The organism is Naumannella huperziae (assembly GCF_054073625.1).
On record NZ_JBSXPH010000001.1, the window covers coordinates 2,468,440 to 2,489,524 of the forward strand.

21 protein-coding genes are annotated in these 21,085 nt (G+C 71.2%); 7 read left to right on the forward strand and 14 right to left on the reverse strand.

Annotation, left to right across the window (positions count from 1 at the left end):
• Window positions 1–45: 45 nt before the first annotated feature.
• The 4 genes from ACXDC7_RS11705 to ACXDC7_RS11720 all read right to left on the reverse strand — a co-directional run bounded on the left by ACXDC7_RS11705 (window position 46) and on the right by ACXDC7_RS11720 (window position 6,203).
• A complete protein-coding gene (locus tag ACXDC7_RS11705; protein ID WP_459222244.1) occupies window positions 46–2,871 on the reverse strand; it encodes an aconitate hydratase in 2,826 nt (941 codons plus the stop codon).
• A 118-nt stretch (window positions 2,872–2,989) separates the two neighbouring features.
• Entirely contained in the window at window positions 2,990–3,976 is a 987-nt protein-coding gene (locus ACXDC7_RS11710) for an NAD-dependent epimerase/dehydratase family protein (protein WP_459222830.1), read from the reverse strand.
• A 71-nt stretch (window positions 3,977–4,047) separates the two neighbouring features.
• The gene (locus ACXDC7_RS11715) at window positions 4,048–5,457 is read right to left on the reverse strand and encodes a sulfatase family protein (RefSeq protein WP_459222245.1); all 1,410 of its coding nucleotides are present in this window, start codon (window positions 5,455–5,457) and stop codon (window positions 4,048–4,050) included.
• Window positions 5,454–6,203: an ArsR/SmtB family transcription factor gene (locus ACXDC7_RS11720; RefSeq protein WP_459222246.1), complete on the reverse strand. Its 750-nt coding sequence runs from the start codon at window positions 6,201–6,203 to the stop codon at window positions 5,454–5,456. The genes ACXDC7_RS11715 and ACXDC7_RS11720 overlap by 4 nt, the downstream gene beginning before the upstream one ends.
• Window positions 6,204–6,284: 81 nt before the next feature.
• On the opposite strand from ACXDC7_RS11720, the gene ACXDC7_RS11725 reads away from it, so the two are divergent.
• On the forward strand, window positions 6,285–7,472 hold the full coding sequence (locus ACXDC7_RS11725) for an MFS transporter (protein WP_459222247.1): 1,188 nt from the start codon (window positions 6,285–6,287) through the stop codon (window positions 7,470–7,472).
• Between the two features lie 6 nt (window positions 7,473–7,478).
• Here ACXDC7_RS11725 and ACXDC7_RS11730 read toward each other — a convergent pair whose 3' ends face one another.
• Window positions 7,479–8,576, reverse strand: a complete 1,098-nt coding sequence (locus ACXDC7_RS11730) for a class I SAM-dependent RNA methyltransferase (protein WP_459222248.1) — start codon at window positions 8,574–8,576, stop codon at window positions 7,479–7,481.
• The gene (locus ACXDC7_RS11735) at window positions 8,573–10,594 is read right to left on the reverse strand and encodes an amino acid permease (RefSeq protein ID WP_179446214.1); all 2,022 of its coding nucleotides are present in this window, start codon (window positions 10,592–10,594) and stop codon (window positions 8,573–8,575) included. Before ACXDC7_RS11735 ends, ACXDC7_RS11730 begins: the two co-directional genes overlap by 4 nt.
• Before the next feature lie 75 nt (window positions 10,595–10,669).
• Here ACXDC7_RS11735 and ACXDC7_RS11740 point away from each other — a divergent pair, with 75 nt between their 5' ends.
• The gene (locus tag ACXDC7_RS11740) at window positions 10,670–11,341 is read left to right on the forward strand and encodes a potassium channel family protein (protein ID WP_459222249.1); all 672 of its coding nucleotides are present in this window, start codon (window positions 10,670–10,672) and stop codon (window positions 11,339–11,341) included.
• Between the two features lie 55 nt (window positions 11,342–11,396).
• Entirely contained in the window at window positions 11,397–12,071 is a 675-nt protein-coding gene (locus ACXDC7_RS11745) for a potassium channel family protein (protein ID WP_179446212.1), read from the forward strand.
• Between the two features lie 24 nt (window positions 12,072–12,095).
• Here the strand turns inward: ACXDC7_RS11745 and ACXDC7_RS11750 are convergent, their stop codons facing one another.
• Genes ACXDC7_RS11750 through ACXDC7_RS11765 form a run of 4 tightly spaced genes read right to left on the reverse strand, consistent with a single transcriptional unit; the run spans window position 12,096 to window position 14,414 of the window.
• Window positions 12,096–12,494, reverse strand: coding sequence for an OB-fold nucleic acid binding domain-containing protein (locus ACXDC7_RS11750; RefSeq protein WP_246292665.1), 399 nt, complete (start codon window positions 12,492–12,494; stop codon window positions 12,096–12,098).
• A gap of 31 nt (window positions 12,495–12,525) precedes the next feature.
• Window positions 12,526–13,392 (reverse strand): DUF3710 domain-containing protein, encoded by an 867-nt coding sequence (locus ACXDC7_RS11755; protein ID WP_459222250.1) that lies wholly within the window; start codon window positions 13,390–13,392, stop codon window positions 12,526–12,528.
• Window positions 13,389–13,877, reverse strand: coding sequence for a dUTP diphosphatase (dut, locus tag ACXDC7_RS11760; RefSeq protein WP_343045993.1), 489 nt, complete (start codon window positions 13,875–13,877; stop codon window positions 13,389–13,391). The genes ACXDC7_RS11755 and dut overlap by 4 nt, the downstream gene beginning before the upstream one ends.
• Before the next feature lie 9 nt (window positions 13,878–13,886).
• Window positions 13,887–14,414: a DUF3093 domain-containing protein gene (locus ACXDC7_RS11765; protein ID WP_459222251.1), complete on the reverse strand. Its 528-nt coding sequence runs from the start codon at window positions 14,412–14,414 to the stop codon at window positions 13,887–13,889.
• A gap of 111 nt (window positions 14,415–14,525) precedes the next feature.
• Here ACXDC7_RS11765 and ACXDC7_RS11770 point away from each other — a divergent pair, with 111 nt between their 5' ends.
• Window positions 14,526–14,822 carry a DUF4235 domain-containing protein gene (locus ACXDC7_RS11770; RefSeq protein WP_179446209.1) on the forward strand — a complete coding sequence of 99 codons (297 nt, stop codon included), beginning with the start codon at window positions 14,526–14,528 and terminating at the stop codon, window positions 14,820–14,822.
• 34 nt (window positions 14,823–14,856) lie between these two features.
• Here ACXDC7_RS11770 and ACXDC7_RS11775 read toward each other — a convergent pair whose 3' ends face one another.
• Window positions 14,857–15,426 carry a dihydrofolate reductase family protein gene (locus ACXDC7_RS11775; protein ID WP_459222252.1) on the reverse strand — a complete coding sequence of 190 codons (570 nt, stop codon included), beginning with the start codon at window positions 15,424–15,426 and terminating at the stop codon, window positions 14,857–14,859.
• Window positions 15,427–15,499: 73 nt separating this feature from the next.
• Here ACXDC7_RS11775 and ACXDC7_RS11780 point away from each other — a divergent pair, with 73 nt between their 5' ends.
• A complete protein-coding gene (locus ACXDC7_RS11780; RefSeq protein WP_179446207.1) occupies window positions 15,500–16,063 on the forward strand; it encodes a TetR/AcrR family transcriptional regulator in 564 nt (187 codons plus the stop codon).
• A gap of 133 nt (window positions 16,064–16,196) precedes the next feature.
• On the opposite strand, the gene ACXDC7_RS11785 is transcribed toward ACXDC7_RS11780, so the two are convergent.
• The 3 genes from ACXDC7_RS11785 to ACXDC7_RS11795 all read right to left on the reverse strand — a co-directional run bounded on the left by ACXDC7_RS11785 (window position 16,197) and on the right by ACXDC7_RS11795 (window position 19,358).
• The gene (locus ACXDC7_RS11785; protein ID WP_459222253.1) at window positions 16,197–17,588 is read right to left on the reverse strand and encodes an HNH endonuclease signature motif containing protein; all 1,392 of its coding nucleotides are present in this window, start codon (window positions 17,586–17,588) and stop codon (window positions 16,197–16,199) included.
• Window positions 17,589–17,790: 202 nt separating this feature from the next.
• Window positions 17,791–18,090, reverse strand: coding sequence for a DUF4193 domain-containing protein (locus ACXDC7_RS11790; RefSeq protein WP_179446205.1), 300 nt, complete (start codon window positions 18,088–18,090; stop codon window positions 17,791–17,793).
• 167 nt (window positions 18,091–18,257) lie between these two features.
• Entirely contained in the window at window positions 18,258–19,358 is a 1,101-nt protein-coding gene (locus tag ACXDC7_RS11795) for a ferrochelatase (RefSeq protein ID WP_343045992.1), read from the reverse strand.
• On the opposite strand from ACXDC7_RS11795, the gene sepH reads away from it, so the two are divergent.
• Window positions 19,310–20,722, forward strand: a complete 1,413-nt coding sequence (gene sepH / locus ACXDC7_RS11800) for a septation protein SepH (RefSeq protein ID WP_459222254.1) — start codon at window positions 19,310–19,312, stop codon at window positions 20,720–20,722. The two genes, ACXDC7_RS11795 and sepH, sit on opposite strands and share 49 nt — an antisense overlap.
• Before the next feature lie 59 nt (window positions 20,723–20,781).
• Window positions 20,782–21,072 carry an antitoxin gene (locus ACXDC7_RS11805; RefSeq protein ID WP_459222831.1) on the forward strand — a complete coding sequence of 97 codons (291 nt, stop codon included), beginning with the start codon at window positions 20,782–20,784 and terminating at the stop codon, window positions 21,070–21,072.
• The last annotated feature ends 13 nt before the right edge of the window (window positions 21,073–21,085 follow it).

Genomic DNA, 21,085 nt, shown 5'->3' on the forward strand with positions numbered 1-21,085 from the left:
GCACTGCCGGGCGGCGACAACTGACGAAGGGATCGCGGGCGGCGATCAGCCCTTGTTCTTCAGCGAGCGCAGCACGTACTGCATGATCCCGCCGTTGCGGTAGTAGTCCGCCTCGCCGGGGGTGTCGATGCGTACCACCGCGTCGAAGGCGGTCTCCTTGCCCTCCGGCGAGGTCGCGACGACCTTGACGGTCTCGGGGGTACGCCCCTCGTTCAGCTCGGTGATCCCCGAGATGTCGAAGGTCTCCTCGCCGGTCAGGCCGAGCGACTCCGCGCTCTCCCCCTCCGGGAACTGCAGCGGCAGCACACCCATGCCGATCAGGTTCGACCGGTGGATGCGCTCGTAGGACTCAGTGATCACCGCCTTCACCCCGAGCAGCGCGGTGCCCTTGGCGGCCCAGTCGCGCGACGAGCCCGAGCCGTACTCCTTGCCGCCGAGCACCACCAGCGGCGTACCGGCCGCCTGGTAGTTCTCCGACGCCTCGAACACGGTGGTCACCGGCGCGTCGGCCTGGCTGAAGTCGCGCGTCACGCCGCCCTCGGTGCCCGGCGCGAGCTGGTTGCGCAGCCGGATGTTGGCGAAGGTGCCGCGGATCATCACCTCGTGATTGCCGCGCCGCGACCCGTAGGAGTTGAAGTCGCGCCGCTCGACGCCGTGCTCGGTCAGGTACTTGCCCGCCGGGCTGTCCGTCTTGATCGCACCGGCCGGCGAGATGTGGTCGGTGGTCACGGAGTCGCCGAGCTTGAGCAGCACCCGGGCACCGGAGATGTCGGTCACCGGCTGCGGCTCGGCCTGCATGCCCTCGAAGTACGGTGGGCGCCGGACATAGGTGGAGTCGGCGTCCCACTCGAAGATTTTGCCCTCGGGCGTCGGCAGGCTGCGCCACTCGTCGTCGCCGGCGAACACATCGGCGTACCCCTTGGTGAACATCTGCGCGTTGATCGCGCCGCCGACGACCTCGTCGACCTCGGCCTGGCTCGGCCAGACATCCTTCAGGTAGACGGGGTTGCCCTGCTCGTCGGTGCCCAGCGGGTCGTTGAACAGGTCGATGTCCATCGTGCCGGCCAGCGCGTACGCCACGACCAGCGGCGGGCTGGCCAGGTAGTTCATCTTCACGTCGGGGTTGATCCGGCCCTCGAAGTTCCGGTTGCCCGAGAGCACCGAGGTGACGGCAAGATCGTTGTTGTTCACGGCATCGCTGACCTCGGGGATCAGCGGCCCGGAGTTGCCGATGCAGGTGGTGCAGCCGTAGCCGACCAGGTTGAAGCCGAGCTTGTCCAGATAGGGCGTGAGACCGGCCTTGTCGTAGTACTCCATGACGACCTTCGAGCCGGGCGCCAGCGTCGTCTTCACCCACGGCTTGCGGGTCAGGCCCTTCTCGATCGCCTTCTTCGCCACCAGCGCGGCGCCGACCATGACGCTCGGGTTCGAGGTGTTGGTGCACGAGGTGATCGCGGCAATCGTCACCGCACCATGATCGATCTCGAAGCTCGATCCGTCCTCCAGCGTGACCGTGGTCGGCTTGCGCGGGCGGTCCAGCTCGGCCGAGGTGTCGTACTCGACGGGCTTGGCCGAGTCGTCGACGTGCTCGTCGCCCGGGCCGTTCTCGGTCGGGTCGGAGGCGATGAAGCTGCCGTCCACGCCGACGTCGTAGCCCTTGACCTGCTGCGGTTGATCATCGTCGACGTAGTCGCCGATCACCTCGCGGAACGCGCTCTTGGCATCGGCGAGCAGGATCCGGTCCTGCGGGCGCTTGGGGCCGGCGATCGACGGCACGACGGTGGCCAGGTCGAGCTCCAGGTACTCCGAGTACTCGGCCTCGCGCTCCGGGTCGTGCCACAGTCCCTGGGTCTTGGCATAGCTCTCGACCAGGGCGATCTGATCTTCGTCGCGGCCGGTCAGGCGCAGGTAGTCGGTGGTGTGGTCATCGATCGGCCAGACGGCGATGGTCGAGCCGAACTCCGGGCTCATGTTGCCGATGGTGGCGCGATTGGCCAGCGGCACGGCGCCGACGCCGGCGCCGTAGAACTCGACGAACTTGCCGACCACGCCGTGCTCGCGCAGCATCTCGGTGATCGTCAGCACCAGGTCGGTCGCGGTCGCGCCCTCCGGCAGCTCGCCGGTCAGCTTGAAGCCGACCACGCGCGGGATCAGCATCGACACCGGCTGGCCGAGCATCGCGGCCTCCGCCTCGATGCCGCCCACGCCCCAACCGACGACGCCGAGGCCGTTGACCATCGTGGTGTGGGAATCCGTGCCCACACAGGTGTCCGGGTACGCCTGCAGCACGCCGTCGACCGTGCGCGGATAGACCACCTTGGCCAGGTGCTCGATGTTGACCTGGTGCACGATGCCGGTGCCGGGCGGAACGACCTTGAAGTCGTCGAAGGCGGTCTGGCCCCAGCGCAGGAACTGGTAGCGCTCGCGGTTGCGGCCGTACTCGATCTCGACGTTGCGCTCGAAGGCATCCGGGCGACCGAAGACGTCGGCGATCACGGAGTGGTCGATCACCAGCTCGGCCGGCGAGAGGGGGTTGACCTTGGCCGGATCGCCGCCGAGATCGGCGATCGCCTCGCGCATGGTGGCGAGGTCGACGATGCACGGTACGCCGGTGAAGTCCTGCATGATCACCCTGGCCGGGGTGAACTGGATCTCCTTGCTGGGCTTGGCCTTCGGGTCCCACGAGCCCAGCGCGCGGATGTCGTCGGCGGTGATGTTGGCGCCGTCCTCGGTGCGCAGCAGGTTCTCCAGCAGGACCTTCAGGCTGTAGGGCAGCTTGTCCGCACCCTCGACGGCGTCCAGCCGGTAGATCTGGTAGCTGGTGCCGTTGACGTCCAGCCGATCCTCGGCCCCGAAACTGTTCACGCTCATTGTGCAACTCCCGGCTCGGAAACTCTCTCGACGTCAAGATACCACGGTATTCGGGCGGCTCGACGGTTCGCCGGTCAGTCTGCCGCAGGCCCGGCGTACCGACCCATGCAGGGCACCCTCACTCGCCCCGCGGCGGATCGGCGTCGATCGCGCGCCGAACGGCCTGCTCCTCGGCGTCGCTCAGCCCCGCCGCCCGCTCGTCCGTGCGTGTCTCCTCGTGGGCCAGCGCGGCGGCCAGCGTGTCGCGCAGTGGTCGGCAGGCGAGGCCCGCGGCCCGGGCGCGCGCGGTGTCCAGGGTGGCGAACCCGCGCATGGCCGGATCGTCGATCCACAGCGGCAGCGACAGCGGCCCCATCCAAGCGGCGACGCCGAGCGCGGCGAGCCGGTCCGGCGCGACGGGTCGGGCCGGCGTCGCACCGCCGGCGACCAGCGCGGCGGTGCGCAGGACCTCGGCCAGGTCGGTGGTCGGCCCCGTCACATTGAAGGTGCCGTCGAGCCGGCGCTCGGCCGCCGAGACCAGCCAGCCCGCCAGGTCGCGCACGTCGATCATCGCGCACGGGCACGCCGGATCGTCCGGGACGATCACGTCCGGCCCGCTCGGGTGCGCGAACCGCCACGGCCAGTAGCCCGACCGTCCCGACCAGTCCTCCGGGCCGCCGATCAGCCCGACCCGCGCGATCGTCGCCGGAGTCGGCCCTGCCCGCACCGCCTCCTCGCACGCGACCTTGGCGTTCCCGTAGGACTCCATCGACTCCATCACGTCCCCGGTCAGGGCAGGCAGGGTCGCGGCGGACTCGTCGCGATCGAGCTCGCTCGCGTCGGCATAGACATTGGCCGAGGAGACGAAGACCCAGTGCCCCGCGGTCAGGGCGCCGACCGCGCGGCGCACCTGCCCGGGCTGGCGGGACACGTCGATGACCGCGTCCCAGCCCTCCCCCGCCACGGGCGCGAGGCCGGCCGGGTCGTCGCGGTCCCCGGCCACGAAGCGCGCCCCGGGCGCGACCGAGGCGCTCCCCCGCGCCAGGCAGGTCACCGCGTGCCCGCGCGTGATCGCGTCGGTGGCGACCGCGCGGCCGAGCATCGCCGTGCCGCCCAGAATCAGCATCTTCACCGGGTCAGCCAAGCCGGTCCGGGCCGCCCGCGCCAGCCCCTCTGCCCACGGCGAAAAGCGCGCCGTCACCTGCGCGCGGACGCGGCCATCTCCGCTCGCCACGCCTCGTGCAGAGCGGTCAGGCGCTCACGGACGCGCGGATACGTCTCCGACAGGTCGGTCCGCTCGCCCGGATCCCGACCCAGGTGATGCAGCGCCACGCCCGGCTCGATGCCCGCGTGCTCCACGGTGTTGATCGCATCGACGTGCGCGCCGACATCGATGGAGCGCAGCTTCCACTCGCCCTCGCGGACCGCCCATTGAAAGCCGGTGTCGAAGTGCAACACCTCGTGCCCGGCGCCCTCGCCGCGCAGCACGGGGGCAAGATCGATTCCGTCGGTCTCGGGCACCTGCTCGCCGGTGAGTCCGGCCGCGGCGGCGAAGGTGGGCAACAGGTCCAGGCTGCTGACCAGTTCCGCGCACGCGCCGCCCGCCGGTACGCCGCCGCCCGCCCAGCGGACCAGGAACGGGACGCGGACGCCGCCCTCGTAGAGGGAGTACTTGCCGCCCGCGAGCGGCGCATTCTCGGCAAAGTTGCAGGTCGAGCCGCCATTGTCGGTGAGGTAGACGACCAGCGTGTCCTCGGCGACGCCGAGGGTGTCGAGTTGATCAAGCAGGAGGCCGATCTCCTCATCCATGATCGCCAGCTGAGCGGCATAGTAGGCGCGGCCGTTCGGATCGTTCGGCCAGATCGCCCCGTCGTACCAGTCGAGATAGTCGTCGACGGCCGGATCAAGATCGGCGAAGGGCGGCAATCCCCTCTCCCGCAGCACCTCCGCGGGGAGCTGGCCGTTGAAGTTGTGCACCGCGTTGAAGGCAACCATGGCGAAGAAGGGCCGCTGGTCGGCGACCGCGCGGCCGATGAAGCCACGGGTACGCTCGCCGAGCTCGCGGGTCAGATGCCGCTCGATCTCGGCCTCGGTCTCGCCCGATTCGTCGGCGGCCAGCAGCGGGCCGACGCCGTGGCGCCACGCGGCCGGGCCGTAGCGTTCCTCCGCCGCGCGCGAGTGGTGCAGGTAGTGCAGCCGGCCCATCGACTGGCCGGCGAGCCCGTAGAGCGACTCGTCGAAGCCGTGGTTGGGCGGGCAGGCGCGATCGCCCCGGCGTTCCTGGCCGTAGTGCACCTTGCCGAAGTAGCCGCACCGGTAGCCCGCCCCACCCAGCACCTCGGCGATGCTCGGTCGGTCGTCCCCGAACGAGGACGTGTCGAACCAGTACGCACCCCATCGTTGCTGGTGGACGCCTGCCATCAGCCCCGCCCGCGACGGGCTGCAGATCGGTGCGGTCACATAACCCTGGGTACAGGTCGTGCCGTCCGCCGCCAGGCGATCCAGGTGCGGAGTGACGATGTCGTCGCGCAGGCCGAGGGTGCTGCGGTCGGCGTACCCGTGATCGTCGGAGAGGATCAGGACGATGTTCGGCGCCACGGCACTCATGCGGCGCGCTCATCGACGCGACGGACCAGCCAGGTCTCGCCGTCGATCTCATGCGCGATGTATCCCTGCTCGCGCCACCAACCAGGGCGCGCCGCCGACCCGTCCATGCGGATCCGGACCTCGGCGTAGCCGTCGATCCGGGCCCGCTCGGCGACGGCCCGCAACAACACCTCGCCCGCACGCTCGCCGAACCCGCCCTCGCCCAGCACCAGCCGGTCGAGGACCAGCTCGTGCTCGCCGCCGGAGACGACCACGACGCCCACCGCCCGACCCTCGCGTTCGGCGAGCCAGCACTCCCGCTCGGCGAGCAGCGGTGCGAACTCGGCCGCCGCGCGCGGGCGCGTCCGTCGCGACCCGGCGGAGACCAGGTCGGCGATGAGCTCGAGGTCGTGCGCGCTGGCGAGCCGGAGCCGGATGCCGTCGCCGTCGGGGCGGGCGGCCGAGGCGATGATCGAGTCCAGCACGCCGGGGAATCGCTCGGCGAGCTCGGGGGCGCGCAACTGCACGAAGCGCTGCCGGCCGCGCAGCGAGGTACGCGTGATCCCCGCCTCGCGCAGCACCCGGTAGTGGTGCGACAGCGTCGACTTGTGCACGGCGAGGTCGGCATTGATCGCCCCGCAGGACTCCACGCCGACCCGGCTCAGCCGCTCCACGATCGACAGCCGCACGGGGTCGGCGACGGCGGCGAGCAGCTCGGGCAACTCGACATCGCCCGCGTCGGGGTGGAAGAGCTCTTCGGGGACCACGCCCCGAGCCTACCCGACGTTTGTTGCATGATCTTCCAATCATTCGCTAGTTTGATGCTCATCCAACTTTTCGGAGAAGCCATGTCGGATCAGCCCCGCCCACCGCTGCTGCTGCTCGCGCTCGTCACGTTCGTCGTCGGCACCGACGGCTTCGTGATCGCCGGGCTGCTGCCCCAGATCGCCGCCGACCTGCACGTCACGCCGGCGCTGGCCGGGCAGCTCGTCACCGCATTCGCGCTCACCTTCGCCGTCGCGGCGGTGGTGCTGAGCGCGGTCACCGGCGCCTGGGACCGCGGGCGGGTGATGATCATCGGGCTCTGCGTGCTGGCGGCCGCCAGCATGGGAACCGCGCTCGCGCCGAACTTCCCGCTCGCACTGCTCGGCCGGATCGTCACCGCGCTGGGGGCCTCCGTGCTCACCTCCGCGGCGGCCAGCGCGACCGCAGCGCTCGTCGCGCCCGAGCGCCGGGGCCGGGCGCTCTCCGTGGTGATGGGCGGGCTGATCTCGGCGTCGGCGATCGGCGTACCGCTCGGCCTGGTGATCGGCCTGGCGGGCTGGCGGTTCACCCTGGTGGCGATCGCCGTGCTGGCGCTTGGGGTCGCGCTGGCGATCGCCCGCCGGCTCCCGCCGGTGCGGCTGCCCGCGGCCTCCCTGGCGAGCCGCATCGCGCCGCTCGGCCGCCCCGCGGTGTTGCGGGTGGCCGGGGCCACGTCGCTGCTGCTCTGCTCGATGTATGCGACCAGCACCTACGCGGCCGTCCTGCTCGGCCCGACCCACCCCGAACCCTGGACGATCGTCGCCGTGCTGACCGGCTTCGGCATCGCCGCCGTGATCGGCAATGCCATCGCCGGGCGGGCGGCGGACCACCGCCCGGCGTGGGTCGTGATCGGGGTGGTCGCGGGCTGCGTGATCGCCGCGCAGGCACTCGGCACGCTCACGCTCGCCTCCGGGCCCGGCTCGACCGCCTTCCTCGTCGCGCTCGGCCTGTTCGGCGGCGCGATCACCGTCCCCCAACAGCTCCGGCTGCTGCGCCTCGATCCGGCGGCCGCCCCGGCCATGCTGGCGCTGAACTCGACCGCGATCTACCTCGGGGCCGCCGCCGGGGGCGCGCTCGGGGGCCTCGCCCTGACCTGGTCGCCGCCCGCGGTGCTCGGCGCCGCGGCACTCAGCGCGGCGGCCGGTCTGCTGCTGATCATCGCCGACCGGCCGTGGCGCGACGAGGCGCCGCGCGGAGCAACCGCGCCGGCGGCCAGCGGCCGGGCGGCCTGAGACCGATCAGGCCGGGCCGGGTTCGAGGATGGCGACGGCCTCGATGTGCTGGGTCTGCGGGAACAGGTCGAACGCGCGCAGGCTGCGCACCCGCCAGCCGCCTGCGAGCAGGTAGCCCAGGTCGCGCCCCAGCGCGGCGGGATCGCAGGCCACATAGGCGATCGCGCGCGGCCGGCGGGCCACCGCCCGCTCCAGCACGCGCCGGCCGGCACCCTTGCGCGGCGGGTCGAGCACGACCAGGTCGGTGCGCGCGGGCAGCCGGTCGAGGACCCGTTCCACCGGCCCGGCGCTGAACCGGACACCCTCGAGATCAGCGAGGTTGCGCCGCGCCGCCTCGACGGCGTCGCGCGCGTACTCCACGCCCCACACCCGGACGCCGCGCGCCGCCAGGGCGCCCGCGAACAGGCCCACCCCGCAGTACAGGTCGAACGCCCGCTCCCCCGCACGGGGTTCCAGTCCTTCCAGCACGGCGGACACCAGCGTGTCGGCCGCGGCCGGGTGCACCTGCCAGAAACCGTCGGCGGCGACCCGCCAGTCGCGCCCCGCGGCGCGCTCCACGACCTCGGCGGGCCCGGTCGGTACGCCGTCGACGATCAGCACCGGGTCGGGCGCGGCGATCCGGCAGCCGCCCTCGGGCAATGGCACCACGTCGTGCGAACGGTGCCGCCGCATCCCGGTCCGGCCGTCATCGCCGGTCACCAGCCCCAGCCGGGTACGCCACCCCCAGCGCGGCTCGACCGCCTCGACCTCGCCGGGCCAGGCGTACCCGCCGAGGCGCTGCAACTGCTCGCGTACCACCGCGGTCTTCCAGGCCACCTGGCCGACGGCCGAGACATGCTGCAGATCGCAACCGCCGCAGCCGCCCGGCCCGGCCACCGGACAGGCCGGCGAAACACGTTCGGGATCCGCCTCGAGCACCTCCACCGCATCCGCGCGCCAGAACCGGTCGTGGGAATCGTCGGTGATCGCGACCCGGACCAGCTCGCCCGGCAGCGCATGCCGGACGAAGATCACCCGGCCATCCACCCGGGCGACACAGTGCCCCCCGTGGGCGACCGGGCCCACCCGGACCGGGCCGACGATCTCTCCCGGCGCGGCCGTCATTTCTGGCTGGGATCGTCGTTTCCGACGGTCCCGGTGAGCCGGAACGCCATCGGGTCCTCCCGGGCGAGCCGATCGCGGCGGCCGCTGGAGGACTCCAACTGGTAGGGCACGGAGGTGATCATCACGCCCGGGGTGAAGAGCAGCCGCGCGCGCAGGAAGAAGGCGGTCTGGTTGTGCAGCACCCGCTCCCACCAGCGCCCGACCACGTACTCGGGGATGTAGACGTTCACGACGTCACGAGGGCTCTCGGTCCGGATGCCGTTGACGAAGTTCAGCACCGGATTGACCATCTCGCGGAAGGGCGAGGCGACCACCTTCAGCGGCATCCCCACCCCGGTGGCCTCCCACTCCCGCACCAGTGCCTCGGTCTCGTCCGGGTCGATCGCGACGGTGATCGCCTCCAGCGTGCTGGGCCGAGACGCCTTGGCGAAGGCCAGCGCGCGCATGGTCGGCTTGTGCACCTTGGAGACCAGCACCACGGCGTGCACCCGGCTCGGCAGCAGGCGCTCGTCGTCGCTGGTGATCGCCAGCTCGCGGGCGGTGGCCGCGTAGTGGCGGTTGATCCCCTTCATCATCGCGAAGATCACCAACATGGCGATGATGGCGATGTAGGCGCCGTGGGTGAACTTCGAGATCAGCACCACGACGAGCACGGTGCCGGTGCACACACAGCCGACCAGGCTGATCACCCTCGAACGCATCACGGTGCGTCGCTCGCCCGGGCCGAGGTCACCCCGCAGTTGCCTGTTCCAGTGCCGCACCATCCCGAACTGGCTGAGCGTGAACGACACGAACACCCCGACCACGTAGAGCTGGATCAGCGCGGTGACGCTGGCATTGAAGACGAGTACCAAGACGATGGCCAGCACCGCCAACGCGACGATCCCGTTGCTGTAGGCCAGCCGGTCGCCGCGGGTGTGCAACTGTCGGGGCAGGAACCCGTCGCGGGCCAGGATCGAGCCGAGCACGGGGAATCCGTTGAACGCGGTGTTGGCGGCCAGGAACAAGATCACCATGGTCGCGGCGATGACGAAGTAGAAGGCCGGCCGGAAGTCGGCGAAGATCGCATCGGCGAGTTGGGCGATCGCGGTGTGGGCCTCGAAGTCGATCGGTACGCCGTCGCGCGCGAAGGTCGAGTTGCCGTCCTCGATCAGCTTCAGCCCTGTCAGATTGGCCAGCGTGATCACACCGAGCATCATCGACACCGCGACCAGCCCCAGCAGCCCGAGCGTGGTGGCGGCATTGCGGCTCTTCGGCTTCCGGAATGCGGGCACCCCGTTGGAGATCGCCTCGACACCGGTCAGCGCGGCACAACCCGAGGAGAACGCCCGCATCAACAGCACCGCCATCGCGATGCCGGCGAACGGGACGTAGTCGGGCTCGCCGATCACCTGCAGATCGGTCGTCTCCACCGAGATGTCGTGGCCGAGCGCCAGGATCCGGAACAGGCCGATGCCGACCATGCCCAACACCGCCACCATGAAGGCATAGGTCGGGATCGCGAACAAGGTGCCGGATTCGCGTACCCCGCGTAGGTTGATCGCGGCCAGCACGCCGATCAGCACCGCGGCCAGAATCCCCTCGTGGCCGGCGATCCACGGAAAGATCGCCCGAGCGTTCTGGACGCCGGAGGACACCGACACCGCGACGGTCAGCACATAGTCGACGAGCAGCGCCGAGGCCACGCCGAGGCCGGCATTCGCGCCGAGATTCTCCGTGGCCACCTCGTAGTCCCCGCCGCCCGAGGGATAGGCGCGGACGTTCTGCCGGTAGGACGTGATCACGATCAGCATCACCGCCGCGACGACGATGGCGACCGGCCAGGAGAAGGCGAAGCCCGCCAGGCCGGCGAGCGAGAGGGTGAGCAGGATCTCGTCCGGGGCGTAGGCCACCGAGCTCAGGGCGTCGGAGGCGAACACCGGCAGCGCGACCCGCTTCGGAAGCAACGTCTGGTGCAACTGGTCGCTCGGCAGCTTGCGGCCGACCAGGACCCGCTTGCCGACATCGGACAGGTTCACGGGTGGTCACCCTAGACCCGCGCGCCAACATCTCCGATTCGCCGCGGTGGACACGAGACACCGTCCTCGCCCACGATGAACATCGTGCACATCGTCATCATGGGCTGCGGCCGGGTGGGATCCGGACTCGCGCTCGCGCTGGAGAAGCGCGGCCACTCGGTCGCGGTGATCGATCAGAACGTCGACGCCTTCCGCCGGCTCGGCCCGGAGTTCGGCGGCCGGACGGTGAAGGGCGTCGGATTCGACCGGGCCGTGCTCACCCAGGCCGGGATCGAGCAGGCGGACGCGTTCGCGGCGGTGTCCAGCGGAGACAATTCCAACATCCTGTCCGCCCGCGTGGTACGCGAGATCTACGGCGTCGACAATGTCGTCGCCCGGATCTATGACCCCGGGCGCGCCGCCGTCTACGAACGTCTCGGCATCCCGACGGTGGCCACCGTGAAGTGGACGACCGACCAGGTTCTGCGCCGGCTGCTGCCCGAGGGGTCCGAGCCGGTCTGGCGCGACCCCACCGGCGCGGTCCGGCTGATCCAGGTGCACGCGAATCCCGCCTGGGTCGGCCACACGGTCGGCCAGATGGCCGACGCGGCGCGGTGCCAACTGCCGTTCCTGCAGCGGATGGGCAGCGCGCTGGTTCCGGAACGGTCGACCCACTTCCAGGACGGCGATCTCGTCTATGCGGCCGTCACCCGGGACCGAGTCGCGGAGGTCGAGTCCGTCCTCGAGGCCGAGCCGCCGCGCGACTGAGGCCGGCGTACCCACAGATGCAGATGATCAGCCCATTCGAGACGAGGACGAGCCGATGCGCGTGACGATTGCCGGGGCCGGGAATGTCGGCCGTTCGATCGCGACCGAGCTGACCGAGAACGGCCATCAGGTGTTGCTGATCGAGAAGGATCCGCATGCCTTCAAGACCGACTCGGTGCCCGGCGCGGAATGGCTGCTCGCCGACGCCTGCGAGCTGTCCTCGCTGGAGGAGGCCGGGCTGGAGTCCTGCGACGTGTCCATCGCGGCGACCGGGGACGACAAGGCCAATCTGGTGCACGCGCTGCTGGCCAAGACCGAGTTCAGCGTTCCGCGGACGGTCGGCCGGGTGAACCATCCCCGCAACGAGTGGATGTTCGACGACGAGTGGGGCGTGGACGTCGCCGTCTCCACGCCCCGGCTGATGTCGGCGCTGGTCGAGGAGGCGGTGGCGGTCGGCGACCTGGTCCGGCTGCTGACCTTCCGTCAGTCCAATACCGATCTGGTCGAGATGACCCTGCCGGCCGACAGCCCCTGTATCGGGCGACGGGTCGGCGACCTGGAGTGGCCGGCGGACGCGGTCCTCGTCGCCGTCATCCGCGACGGACGAGCGATGGCCCCCGAGCGCGAGGGGGCGCTCGAGGGCGGGGACGAGTTGTTGTTCGTCACGGCCCAGGAGGACGAGAGCGCCCTGGCCCGCATGCTGGCCCCGAAGCTCGGCGACATCGACTGAACGGCGCCGGGCCGGTACGCCGGCTCAGTTCGGGGTGCTGATGATCTCGTAGCTCGGGTTGTACAGCACCCGGCCGGTCTGCTGGCAGCTCACCCGACCGGTGACCCGGAGCACGGTGCCGGCCTCGATCCCGCGGATCTCGCGGCGGCCCATCCAGACCAGCCGGGCCTGGCCCGAACCATCGTCGAGATCGGCGACCAGCCGTGGCGTACCGCCTGCCGGCGCGAGCGTCAGGCAGGACACCGTCCCGGTGAGGACGACCTCCTGACGGTCGGTGCAGTCGGCGACCGGCGTCGCGCCGTCGCGCGCGGCAGCCTCGCGACGGTCCTGCGCGACCAACTCGTCGTTGGAGGATGTGAAGCGGCGCAGCGCCCGGGTCAGCGGATTCCCGGAGCGACGCCTGGACGTGGTTTCAGCATTCATGACAGCGGCCTCCTCGGGCCGACGGTGGTGATCAACCTGCGGGTTGGTCGGCGGGCGGACCCATCCCTTCCGGGATCGTCATCAACAAGACCTCACCGGAGCGTTGCGGTCCGTCGCCGCGGCGGACCACGACATCGCGGAAGGCGTCGTAGAACGGCAGCACCGGGTCCTCCTCGAGCGCTTCGCTGAGCGCGGCTTCTCCATAGAGTACTCCGCGCAGGGCCCAGCGCGGCCCCTGTGCCATCCAGGTCCGGGTGGGCTGGACGGCGTCCTGACCGTCCGGGCCCTTGGCCGGCATCAGCCGGCGTACCTCGGTGCCGAACGGACCTTCCACCAGCGTCACCTGACCGCCGGCCTGCTCTGTCTCGGCGATCAACTGGGTGCGGGTGTCGGCCCACAGGCCGCCGCTGCGGGGGGCTGCGAAGACGGTCAGGTCCAGGGCGGAATTGCCCGAGACCAGCATCGCCGAGACGATGCGCCGGGTGCCTTCGACGACGTTGAGGCGCAGTTCGGCGCCTTCGAACGGGGTGATGATCAAGGAGCCGAGGTCGAGCCGGCTGACCTCGTCGTCCTCCAGATCGACCTCGGTGATGTCGAAGGGTCCCTCATCGCGGAACTCGCCGCGATCCAGCGTGGCCCACTCGTCCTCGTCGTGCTCGCGGTCGACCGGCTCCTCGTCCGGGTCGGCCTCGCTCTCGTCGGCCTCGTTCTCGTCGGCATCGGTGTCGTCGGCATCGGTGTCGTCGGCATCGGTGTCGTCGGCCTCGGTGTCCGCATCGGTATCGGTGTCGGTGTCGTCACGCTGATCGACGTCGTCACCTTCCGCCTCGGTGGTCACCGACTCGTCGTCGGCGACCTCCTCGGCTTCTTCCCTGCGCTTCTTGCGGCCAAAGATCATGAACCCTCCCGGTTCTTCTCTACCCATGTGGCGACCCCGCCGGTGGAGCCGTAGCCGCCGGCCCCGCGCTCGGAGTCGGCCAACTCCTCGGTGATCACGAACTCCGCCCGGCCGACCCGTTGCACGACCAGTTGGGCGATCCGGTCCCCGCGGGCAATCGTGATCGGTTCGGTCCGATCGGTGTTCAGCAGGCAGACCTTGATCTCGCCCCGGTAGCCGGCGTCAATCGTGCCCGGGGTGTTCACCACCGACAGGCCGTGGCGGGCCGCGAGACCTGAGCGGGGATGGACGAACCCGGCCCATCCCGGCGGGATCGCGAGAGCAATCCCGGTGCCCACCAGCCGACGCTCCCCCGGCGCCAGTTCGACATCTTCGACCGTGACGAGATCGGCGCCGGCATCCAGCGGGCGCGCATAGTCCGGGACCATGGCGATCGGGTCGAGCAGCCGGATCCCGACCCTGACGACTTCCTCCGCGGGTGACACGTGGCCACCCTAGCCACTGGCGGGCGTACCGATCGAACCGTCCGGTCGGGCCGGATCGGATGCCGGTCGCGGCGTACCGGCTGCGGGCCGGGCGGCGCGGATGGCGCTCGCCAACCGGCCGGCGTCGCGGGTGCCGATCAGCCAGTACGGGTGCGGATCGGCGGGGTCCCGCACGGGCAGCTCGACCGCCTCGGGCAGCCAGGGCCGCGTCACCAGCCAGGCCCGCACGGCCGCCCGGGGCCCGAGCCGCTCGCGGGCCGCGGGCCGGTCGAGCGCGATCGGCTCGCCGGCGTAGGACCATTCGAGCAACGAGCGCCCGGCGCGCACCCCGGCGTCGTCGACCGTCACCCGGCGCGCACCCCAGCCGCCGAGGGCGAGGGCGATCGGTACGCCGGTGAGCACCGCGCCGGCAAGGCCGGCCCACCAGGGCAGGTACGCCCCGATCGCGATCACCAGCGTCGCCCAGAGCGCCGCGGCGACCAGCCACCACCAGATGGGCGCCCACTGACGCTCGGTGTACGGCCCGGTGGGTTCCACACTCGTCCTCTCCGGCGCTACCCCTAGGATGAAACTGCGCGACACGATACGCCGGTCCGCGCGACCGCAGCCAATGCGCGATTGCGCCCGGCACACGAGCGAAGGAGACCCATGGAACCGTCCAAGGCGATCTTGTGGAAGATCTACGCCGGCCTGCTGGGCGCCGCCACCACCTTCGTGGCGCAGAAGGCGGTCAGTGGCGCGTGGAAGGCGGTCACCGGCGACGAACCGCCGTCGCCCAGCGATCCCGATGCCCCGCTCGGCCAAGCCGTCATCTGGGCGCTGTCGAGCGCGATCGGCATCGGTGTCACCCAGTTGTTGATCAATCGGTTCACGGCCCGGCGCTGGCGCGCCGCGATGGGCGACGACAACCCGCCCCAGGTCGGCCGGATCCGGCTGAACATCTGACAGCGGGCCCCTTCACCTGCCACCGGCACCGGCCTCACTGATCCGCCGGGGTGTAGGTCACGAGCACGATGCCGCCCGCGAGCGGTTCGGCGCTGGACACGTGCCAGGTACGCCGAACCGTGGAGCGGAACAGGGGCATGCCGCTGCCCAGGGTGATCGGGTTGACCTTGAGCTGAATCTCATCGATCTCGTCGAGAAGTTGGCCGGCGACGTCGCTGCCACCGCAGAGCCAGATGTCGTCGCCCGCATCGCGCTTGAGCTGGGAAACCTGGGTGCCGAGGTCGCCGGACAGCGCCTCGACGGTGGGGTCCTCGGGCAGAGCGTGATGGGTCACCACCAACTGACGCAGGTGCGGGTAGGCGCTGGTGAGCCCGGCCTGCAGTGCTGGCTCATGGGTGCTGCGCCCCAGGATCACGGTGTCGAAGCGGCGAGCCGATCCCGTCACCCCCAGTGGGCCGCGAAGATGCTGGGGACATGTCTCGGGATACCGGGAGAACAGGTCATCCAGGGTTTCCTGGCAGACCGGGAAGGCCGAGGTGTCCCCGGTCGAGTCGGCGATGTAGCCGTCGATGCTGGTGGCGATGTAGTAGACGAGTTTTCTCATGGGACTCCAATCACAACGGATGTTGTGGTTGAGTTAATCACAACACCCGTACTGGTTGCCCTAGGTTTGTGCCATGGTCGCCAATCCCGCCCGACGCTCGCAGCTTGCCCAGGCGGCGGTAGCAATCCTGGGCAGCGAGGGCCCACGCGCACTGACCCACCGTGCCGTGGACAGGAAGGCCGAGCTCCCTCCGGGCACCTGCGCAAACTACTTCCCCAGCAAGGCCGAGTTGCTGCTGGCCATGACGCAACGGGTCTTCGAGTTGCTCGCACCCGATCCGGACAGGCTTGATCAACTCGCAGACCTCCCGGCCGCAGAAGCACCAGCCCGGTACGCCGAGTACGTCACCGAGCGTCTCCTCGAGCACCCCTACGTGGCGGCGGCCCTGATCGAACTACGACTGGAAGCCACCCGCTCCGACGACGTTCGAGCGGTACTGGAGCCCGTCCTGCATCAAGGCTTCGCGACGGATGTGGCGTTCCACCGGGCTCGCGGGCTGCCCGGCGGCCGCGAGCAAGTGCTGTGGCTTCACCACCTGGTCAACGGTGCCGTGCTGGACGCCATCACCATTCCCGTGCACCCCGGGTCGAAGGTCGGCGAGGTCGTGGCCCGAGCCGCCAGCAAGCTCACGGCCTGAACCGGACCCCCCGCGACACGACCGACATCTCCGACCAGCGCAGCGATCCACCGAGATGTGTTCGGGCACGACGACGGGCCGCGGGGGCGGCTGGGGTTGTTGATCACTGAAGAACGCGCCGAGATGCTGCCGATCAGCCGTCGGGCCCGGGTGGTGGCAGGTCCGGCCGCGACTGTGGTGGTTGTCCGGGGTGGGTGCCGCTGGGGTCGCGGGTGAGGGTCCAGCCGTGGGGGCTGGTCCAGGTGTAGCTGCCGTCGGGGTTGCGGTGGTAGGTCCAGCCGGTGTGGGTTTTCAGTCGGTGGTGTCGGCGGCACAGGGGTGCGAGGTTGTCGGTGTGGGTGGGGCCGTTCGGCCAGGGGGTGATGTGGTCGATGTCGGCGCGGAGGCTGTTCTTGGCACACCACGGGAACACGCAGGTCGGGTCGCGCAGGAGGACGTGTTCGCGGATCCGGTCGGGGACCTGGTAGCGCTCGGAGCTGACGGGCTGGTTGAGGTCGATCACGGGTTTCACGATCACCCGGGTGCCGGGCGCGCGGCACCAGTGGCGGACCTGCTCGGCCGTGACCGGGGAGTTGGTGGTGCCGAGCCGCCCGAGTGGCCCGAACGGCCCGGCGGTGTCGTGGTGGGCGACGGTGTCGCAGTCGACGGTGGTGTCGTGGTGGACGGTCAGGTGGGCGTAGATGGTGAGGGTTCGTGGTGCCGGGCCCGCAGCTTCCGGATCCGGGCCGGTCGAGTTCTGGCTGGCGCTGTCGGGCGCAGGTTCGGGCGGTGCGGGGTCGAGGAGCGGTTGTCGGCGGGCCAGGTCGCCCAGGGCCCGGGCTCGGCGGGCCTGTAGCGGCGCATCCGAGCCCCACGCGGTCAGCGCCTGCGCGCCGGCGGCGAGGGCGAGCCCGTCGGGCAGCTCGAGGGTGCCGGTCAGGTGGGCGCGGCCATCCACGCTGGTGGTGTCGCACTCGACCTGCACGAACAGATCCGCCTCCCCGACGCCGTCATCCGGATCAGCGACACCGTCACCCGAAGGCTCGCCATGGATGGCGACGGCGGTCGCGATCAGCCGGGCGAGCTGGGTGGGCCCGATCCGTCCGGCGGCGGCGGCGACCTGCCGGTCCACGAACCCCGCGCCCGCGCGCGACAGACCGCGAGTGGCCTCCGCCACGGTCCGGGCCCGCCACGCCGGCACCCGCAACGCCTGCACGCCCGCCCACAACATCGGCAGCCGGAACCGCAACTCCAGGGCGTCGCCGATCAGCCGCTGCCCGGCCTCGGTCGTGATCCCGAGCACGGCGGCGAACTCGGCGATGCAGGCCGGATCCACCCCCGGCGCGCCGTCTCCGGCCAACGTGATCAGCGTGTCCTCACCCCACGACCACAAGGTCGCCGGCTGATCATCCAGCTCCGGGTGCAGGATCGCCCACTCCACCGCCGCGACCAGGATCTCCGCCTCCGCCCGCAACTGATCTTGGCGCAGACCTGCAGCAACGCCGAGCAACTCACCCGCCGTCACCACGCCTGTGCCCCGATCCATGACACCCACCCTAGAGACCAGGTCTGACAATCCCGGGCCACCGAGAACCCGTTGTCCACAACGCATTCCGCGTGCCCCGCGCAGCGTCCCCGGATCCGGAACCAGCACTCCGGAAGCCGGGTCGGACCCAGCCGGGTACGCAAGAGCCGGGCGCCCGCGATGCGGTGCCCGGCTCCTCCTGCGTGATCAGATCCGCGCGTGCTCAGCCTGCGCAGTCGACGCAGTAGGCCATCCCGTTCTTCTCCTCGGCGAGCTGGCTGCGGTGGCGGACCAGGAAGCAGCTCGCACAGGTGAACTCGTCGGACTGGCGCGGCAGCACCCGGACCGTCAGCTCCTCGTGCGACAGATCGGCGCCCGGCAGCTCGAACGACTCGGCCGCCTCGACCTCGTCCTCGTCGACCTTGCCGGAGTTCTTGTCGTTGCGGCGGTTCTTGAGCTCCTCGATCGAGTCCTCGCTCATCTCCTCGTCGCTCTTGCGCGGTGCGTCGTAGTCGGTCGCCATGACCTCTCCTCTCGCGAGTTCTCGTCCCGGACAGTGGCCCCTTCGGCCGCTGCGGGCGATGGTCCCAACGCACCGGACCCGCGGGCTATTCCGCCGAAAGCGGGACATGTGTACCACAACCGGACCCGGCAGGACAGCCGGGCCGGTCCGGGCGGTGCGCGGCCCGATCAGATCGCCGGGGTGCCCGGGTGCCGCAGGTTGACGCAACAGCTCTCCGGGCAGACCACGCGGCCGGCCTCGGCCCCCTCGATGACCGCCGGTTCGACGGCCTCGCCGCGCGCCAGGGCGGCCCGCTCGAGCGCGATGTCGGCGAGCGCCGCGACGAATGCCGGGTCGGTGCCGGCGGTGGCGGCCCGGGCGAACTCCAGGCCCAGGTCGTCGGCCGTGGCCGCCGCCTCGTGGTCCAGGTCGTAGACGACCTCCATGTGGTCGGAGACGAAGCCGATCGGGGCGACGACGACGGCCCGCACCCCGTCGGCCGCGAGCTTGGCCAGCTGATCGTTGATGTCGGGCTCCAGCCAGGGCTGCTGCGGGGGGCCGGAGCGGGAGCAGTACGCGAGGTCCCAGCCCACGCCGGGCGCCGCTTCGGCGGCGACGGCTCCGGCCACCGCGCGGTGCCACGCCACATACCCGCCCTCCGCTGGCCGCGGCTGCGGCCCGGCCGCGCGGGCCATCGCATCCGGGATGGAGTGCGTGACGAAGAGCAGCCGGGTCGCCTCGGGCGGTGTCGCGATGCCCGCCAGCGCCCGGCGTACCGCCGCGACGTTCGCGGCCACGAAACCGGGATGGGTCGCATAGTTGCGCACCCGCTCGACGATCAGCGCGTCGCCGGCGGCCGCTGCGAGATTCTCCCGGTACTGCCGGCACGACGACCACGACGGGTACGCCGAGGTGGTGACGGCCAACACCCGCCGGTGCCCGTCGCGGGCCAGCGCCGGCAACACGTCGTCCAACAGCGGATGCCAGTTGCGGTTCCCGAGCACGACGGGCAGGGCGCTCCCCCGGCCGGCCAGCTCGCTGCGCAGCGCCGTCAGCAGCTCGTCGGTGCGGGCATTGATCGGGCTGCGACCGCCGAACAGGGCGTAGTGTTCGCCGACCTCGGCCAGCCGCTCGTCCGGGATCCCGCGGCCGGCCGTGACCCGCCGCAGGAAGGGCAGCACATCGTCGGGACCGTCCGGGCCGCCGAAGGAGACCAGGACGACGGCGTCGTAGGGGGCGAGTGGATCGGCGGTGGGCGAATCGGGAGCGGGCGACAAAGCTTCGGACACCCGGCCATCCTGACACGGCACACCGCCCGCCTCCCCCGCGCAGCCAGCCGAGCCCGGTACGTTGGGACTCTGACCGGTCCGGCTCACCGGCCCGGCCCCGCAGACCCGGTCCGGCCCGCAGGCGTCGGCCGCACGACCCACGGAGGGACACGAGGGTGGAGATCGGACTTACCCCCCGCGAGATCCAGTCGCGGATCCGCGCGGGTGCGTCCCTCGAGGAAGTGGCCGAGGCCGCCGGGGCACCCTCCGACAAGATTCGCGGGTTCGCCGCTCCGGTGCTGGCCGAGCGTGAGCACGTCGCCGCGCTGGCACTTGCCGCCCCCGTCCGGCGGCGCGGCGAGGGCTCGGCCCACCGCACCCTGAACGTGGCGGTGACGGACAAGCTCGGCAGCCGCGGGGTGCGGGCCGAGCAGATCGACTGGGACGCCTGGCGGCGCGAGGACCGCCGCTGGACGCTGGTCGCGCGCTACGAGTTGGGCGCTGCGCCGCGGGAGGCGGTCTTCTACTTCAATCAGCAGAATCGGTTCTCGGTCCCGGCCAACGACGATGCCCGCTGGCTGACCGGCGAGCTGTCCGCGCTGCCCGGCGCCCCCGACGATCCGACCGAGCCCACGGTCGACCTGAACGACGAGCTGGCCCTCGTCCGCGCCCTGCGCGAACCCGAGTCCGACGATCCGGTACGCCTGCCCGGCGACGACGCCGATCCGCCGCCGGTGCGGCTGCTGCACCCGCCCGCCGGCGACGAGGCCGACGAGCCCACCCGGCGGATCGAGTTGGGCCCGGAGGCGGGCCCGCCGGCGCCGCCCGACCTGCCGCTCCCGCGCAGCCAGCCGACGCCCCAAGACATCGGCCAGGAGATCGAGGCCGAGCTCGCCAATTACGACAACGGGCCGGCCACCGGCGGCCTCGACCTGCTCTACGACTTTCTCGACCGCCCGGGCGACCGGCAGGACTATGCCGGGCTGGCGCCCGAGGAACCCGAGCAGCCGTCCCTGGACTTCGACGCCGGGCCGGACGAGCCGGTTCGAGATGAGCCGGCGCGAGACGAGCCCGCCCAGGACGAGCCGGTTCAGGACGAGCCGGTTCAGGACGAGCGGGTGCAGGACGAGCCCGTTCAGGACAAGCCGGGGCCGGACGCACCCGAGCACCGCGACCCGACCGGTGGCGACGACGCCGCCCCGTCGGACACGGCCCGGGACACGTCGGGCAAGCCCACGCCCGAGAAGTCCCCGACGGAGGCGTCCGACGAGGCGGCCGAGGAGACCGTGCGCGTCCCGCGTACCCGCAAGAAGCGCAGCAAGCGCGCCGCCGTGCCGAGCTGGGACGAGATCATGTTCGGCGGCCCGGGCAACGACGAAGAATGAACCTGCGGTCGCCGATCGGGCGACCGCGACAAGGGACACGACAGGAGCGCGACGTGAGCATGTTCGACAACCTCAAGGGCAAGGCCGATCAACTGCGCGAGAAGGCCGAGGGCTTCATCGACGAGAACGCCGACAAGATCAAGGACGGCATCGAGAAGGCCGGCGACTTCGTCGACGAGAAGACCGGTGGCCGGTTCTCCGAGCAGGTCGACAACGTGCAGACCGGCGCGGCGAACCTGGTGGACAAGGCGTCGACGGACGACATCCCGGCGGCGACCGATCCGATCGCCACCGACCCCGTGCAACCCGGCACCGGCCCCGCGCCGCGGGACACCCCGCCCGCCGGCTGACCCGGACGAGCCG